Origin of the sequence: Pedobacter borealis DSM 19626, from assembly GCF_000708285.2 — a bacterium.
Classification (GTDB): Bacteria; Bacteroidota; Bacteroidia; order Sphingobacteriales; family Sphingobacteriaceae; genus Pedobacter; species Pedobacter borealis.
In genome coordinates, this window is the sequence record NZ_JAUG01000160.1 from 1 (window position 1) to 5,419 (window position 5,419).

General features: G+C 45.0%; 3 protein-coding genes. All 3 read left to right on the plus strand.

The window, feature by feature from the left end; translation table 11 throughout:
- Positions 1-420, plus strand: a 420-nt coding sequence (locus tag AW17_RS25220) for a PorV/PorQ family protein (RefSeq protein WP_157280410.1), incomplete at its 5' end; no start/stop codon positions are given.
- Positions 420-977, plus strand: a complete 558-nt coding sequence (locus AW17_RS25225) for a PorV/PorQ family protein (RefSeq protein ID WP_051692059.1) — start codon at positions 420-422, stop codon at positions 975-977. The genes AW17_RS25220 and AW17_RS25225, both read left to right, overlap by 1 nt.
- 114 nt (positions 978-1,091) lie before the next feature.
- The coding region (locus tag AW17_RS22925) for an Ig-like domain-containing protein (protein WP_029280587.1) at positions 1,092-5,419 on the plus strand (4,328 nt) is incomplete at its 3' end.

Here is a 5,419-nt window from a genome sequence, read left to right on the forward strand (position 1 = left end):
CATTCGGCGGCCATTAATGCCGCATCGATGGCCTACTTGCCCCAAGGGTCAACGGGAATAGGTTTAACCTATACCCCGTGGATGAGGAACCTGGTGCCGGACATGAACCTTGCCTACCTGAGCGGCTACCGTAAGCTGGACGAACGCAATACCATAGGGGCTTCTTTGAGGTATTTTTCTATGGGTGCAGTTAGCCTTACCGACGATAACGCACAGGGATTGGGAACAGCCCGCCCGACAGAGTTTGCGGCCGATATCAGCTATGCCAGGAGTTTCGGAAAAGAATTCGCACTGGGTGGCAGTATCCGTTTCATCAATAGCAGTCTTTATACTGGGATGACAAGTTCAGGGGTGCAGGCACAACCTGGAAGAGCCTTGGCAGCCGATATATCCGGAATCTACCGTACAAAAAAGGGGTGATGTTGTTCGGAGGGCCTGCAGATTGGTCGATGGGGGTAAATATATCCAACATCGGGACAAAAATGAGCTATAGCGATACCGGAACACCATATTTTCTGCCTACTGAGCTGAAACTGGGCTCTGCAGTCACTTTTATCGGAAATGAAAGCAAACTGACCCTGGCCTTGGATCTGAATAAATTGCTTATACCTACCCAGCCCATTTATTCGCCTGATGGAAAGATTATCAGTGGAAAGAACCCGGATCGGTCTGTTCCTGCAGGCATTTTCGGGTCATTTAATGATGCACCTGGAGGCTTTAGTGAAGAGGCAAGGGAAATAGGTCTGTCAACCGGGCTCGAACTGTTATTTAAAGATAGGTTGGTATTCCGTGCAGGCTATAACTACCAGGATGCACAGAAAGGTGATGGCAGTTATTTTACCCTGGGTGCAGGCTTTAGGTACCAGATCTACAGCATTGATCTGTCTTATCTCGCCACGGCAGAAAGAAGCAATCCGCTCGCCAACACGCTGCGGTTTGGCCTTGCCGTAAATTTTCTCCCGCGGAAGGGAAAATAACAGCAATAACAAGCAGATCGTAGCCAGACATTACTGGTGAAAATATAGGGCAGAAAAGGAGGAGATGGCTTAAACATACTAAAACCAATATTATTTAATTAAACCCCAAACTAAATGAAAAAACAATTACTCTCTTTTCTGGCCATGTTATTGCTCTGTGCAATTGCAAATGCCCAAAACCCTGTTACCATTGCCACGGCTGCATCGAAAAGGCCGTCCCAAAGTGGCAGTGAAATTACGAAAGCCTTCGACGGTAATTTAACAACCATGTACCACTCTAGCTGGTCTTTAAACGCCATGCCGGATACAGTCGATTTTTATTTTGTTGGTGTAAAAAGCATTAATAAAGTTGATTATACACCAAGGCAGTCGAGTACAAATGGCATCTGGACCACTGTAGATGTTTATTATGCTTCTGCCGATGCACCTTCGGTTTTTGTAAGCAAGCTGAGCAATATCAACTGGGCCCAGACCAGTGCCGTAAAAACGATCGATATGACGGCCAGCCCGATTGTAAAACCCTACATTGTTCGCTTTGTAATCAGGGCAGCAGGGGGTAATTTCTCAAGTTGTGCCGAAATCAATTTTAGCTCTGCAGAAACCGGAACGCTGGTTTCTACAGACTGTGAGCACCCAACTGCAGACCTGGATTTATTTGCAGACGCAAAGATACAGCCGACTGCTGTAAACGGGACAGTTGCGAATGAACAGCAGCGCCTTATCGGCTATTCTATAGATGGCAGTTTAAGTTCGTTTTATTTTTCTGCTTATACCGAAGGCGTCAGCCAGGTCAAACCTGTATTGATGAATTTTGACTTTGCGGGAAATAACAGCATGGATTACATAAAATATTTTCCCAGAACAGATGGCGGAGTAAACGGTAATATCGGAAAAGGGGAGATCTGGTACACCAGTGCAACGCAGGCTACTTTGACCAAGCTGATGGATTTTGATGCCGGCCTTGTTAATACCCCTTCTACATTTACATTTCCGGCCAACCTGCAAAACGTCACGAAAATTGTATTTAAAATATTTTCTGGTGTAAACAATGTAGTTAACTGCGCTGAAATGGAGTTTCACCGCGCTGCCAGACCGGTGTCCAGTAATGTTTTTGCGGATGATCTGTATACTACGTTAAAACCCGAAATCACACAGACCGATATCGATGCCATTACTTCTCCGTTTTTTAAATCCATGGCACAGTGTATTTTCAACAATACCTACAACAGGAAATACCGCGTACAGACCTATGATTTTTACCCAAATACCGGTACAGTTGAGGGCATATTAAAGACAAGCGGTTTGAACAAGGTTGAAAACCCGACAGGGATTGCCTTTAAGGCCAATACCAAAGCGGTTGTTTTTGTTGGCGATACCTATGGTGTAAACCCAAAATTGCTCATTAAGGACTTTGCGCTTAATAACAGTGCCACTACCGATAGTTATCCTTTGCAGAAGGGGATAAACATTATCAATGTGGCACATAATGGCTTGGCCTACATCAGCTATTTTAGCGATAATGCCAATCTGCAGCCTGTACGGGTTAACATAGCCACTGGCCAGGTTAACGGATACTTCAATCCTTTAACAGACACCAATGATGAATGGACAAAAATGTTGCTAAACGGTGTTTATCCAACTTTGGATATCAAAGGAACCTATACAAATTTAAACTTACACAAATATATACTGCTAAGCGGTTCACCGAACGGCGGAAAAGAGCTGGTTGCTGCCTACGACACTATTGTGCATAAAGAATATATTTTAAATGGCCTGACCAAATATAACAGGGTACCTAAAAACCACATGTTCCTGAGGTCTGTATCTGAGGATGGAAATCCCAATGCAAGCAGTGATGGTGTAAACTATCTTATAGGCGCGGGAGGTAGTGGATCCAATCTGTACAGTGCTGCAGGTGTTCTGTACGATCCATGGGGAGTTGCCCATGAATATGGACACAATAACCAGGTGAGGCCCGGAGCCAAATGGATCGGCATGACGGAGGTAACCAATAACATCAATTCGGCCTGGATCATGTATATCCATGGCAGCAGGTATCCGAATTCTTCAAAGATGGAAAAACAGGCCGAGAAAACTAAGGTAGGAGGCCCAAGTGTAATTGGTGGTAGATACAGTCTGTTATTAGATTATAGTTTAATACAGAAAAAACACATCCAGACACCCGGGAATGCGATAGATGCCTATATTCCGCTAGTACCCTTCTGGCAATTGGAACTGTATTATCAGGCTGCCGGGGCATGTAAAGACCTGCCTACCATGCAGCAGCGATTATCTGGTACAGCAGCTCCGGCTGGGCAACCAGATGTGGCTTTCTGGTATGGCGACGTGCTGGAGAAAATGCGTACAACCAGTCAGGTTGGTGTAAATGACGGACAATTGATCATTAATTTTGTAACCGCTGCCAGCGATGCCGTTCATGAAGACCTGACTGATTTTTTCATAAAAGGAGGCTATCTGTTGCCAATTGATGCGGATATTAGCGATTATGGCACAATACACCGTTTAACCATTACCCAGGCACAGATAGATGCTTTAAGTACTGCAATGAAAGCCAAATATCCAAAACCGGTATCTCCGGTATTGAATTACATTTCGGCAAATACTGTAGATACCTATAAAAACCGTATCCCATTGGCTGCAACCGCAGTTGCAACGGTTGGTGTAACCGTTAATGCAGGTACGTTAACGATCGACAATACGAAATGGACTGGGGCAGTAGCTTTTGAGACCTATAACCAAAAGGCACTTACCGATGTGGCTATTTATGCCGCAGGCGATGGCACAACTGCAAACGCAAACACAACGGTTCAATATGCTGCCGGTTCTACAAGTGTTTATGCTATCGGATATGATGGTTCAAGAAAACTGGTTTATCCGGCTGTAGATGTGGCCAACTCGTTGCCAACGGTATCGATTACTTCGCCTGTTAGCAATGCAGTAGTTACAGTTGGTAGCGATGTTACTATTAATGCCAATGCTGCCGATACCGATGGAACAATCAGCAAAGTAGAATTCTATCAAGGCAGCACACTTTTAGGTCAGTCAACTAATGCACCTTATAGCTTCACCTGGACTAATCCAGCAGTGGGGAATTACAACCTTACGGCTAAAGCAACCGATAATAACGGAGGAGTAAAGGTATCAGACACGGTGAAGGTAATTATCAATACCTTGCCAACGGTAGCCATTAGTTCGCCAGCAAACCATGCAGTGTTTACAGCAGGTACAAACGTTGTTATCGATGCCAATGCCGCTGATACCGATGGAACAATCACCAAAGTGAAGTTCTATCAGGGTTCAACGCTGTTAGGTGAATCTACAGCTGCGCCTTATAGCTTCAGCTGGACTAATCCAGCTGTAGGAAATTACAACCTTACCGCTAAAGCAACCGATAATAACGGAGGAACAAAGGTATCAGACACGGTGAAGGTAATTATCAATACCTTGCCTACGGTGGCCATCAGTTCGCCAGCAAACAATACTGTATTTACAGCTGGTACTAATGTTGTTATCGATGCCAATGCCACTGATACCGACGGAACGGTTGCTAAGGTAGAATTTTATCAGGGTAACACTTTATTGGGCCAGTCTACAACTGCACCTTATGGCTTTACCTGGACAAGTCCTGCCGCGGGAAGCTATGCGCTTACTGCAAAGGCAACCGATAATAATGGGGGAACAACGATTTCGGATGTAGTCAATATTACGGTAAATACCTTGCCAACAGTCGCCATCAGTTCACCGGCAAACAATGCTGTATACACAGCAGGTACGAATGTTACTATTAATGCCAGCGCTACGGATGCGGATGGTACGGTTGCTAAAGTAGCGTTTTATCAGGGCAGCACTTTATTAGGCCAGTCAACCACTGCACCTTATAGCTTCACCTGGAATAATCCTGCTGTAGGAACTTACGTCCTTACCGCAAAAGCCACTGACAACAACGGAGGAACAACAGTTTCAGAAGCGGTTAACATTGCAGTTAATACTTTGCCAACGGTGGCCATCAGTTCACCGGCAAACAATGCTGTATATATGGTGGGCGCAAATGTAGTCATTAACGCTAATGCTGCCGATGCCGATGGGACAATTGCGAAAGTAGAGTTCTATCAGGGCAGTACACTTTTAGGCCAGTCAACCACTGCACCTTATAGCTTCACCTGGGCCAGCCCTGCTGCAGGAACTTATGCGCTTACCGCAAAAGCCACCGACAACAGTGGAGGGATAACTGTATCGGGTGCGGTTAATATTACCATAAATACTCCACAAGCTTTAGCTGTTAATCCTATAGCGGACGCATTTGTACGAGATGGTTCATTGGCAGATACAAAATATGGGGCGGCAACAACTTTGGAAGTGAAAAAAGATGGATCATCATTTTTTAGGCAGTCGTATTTGCGATTTGATTATTCTTCGTTTAC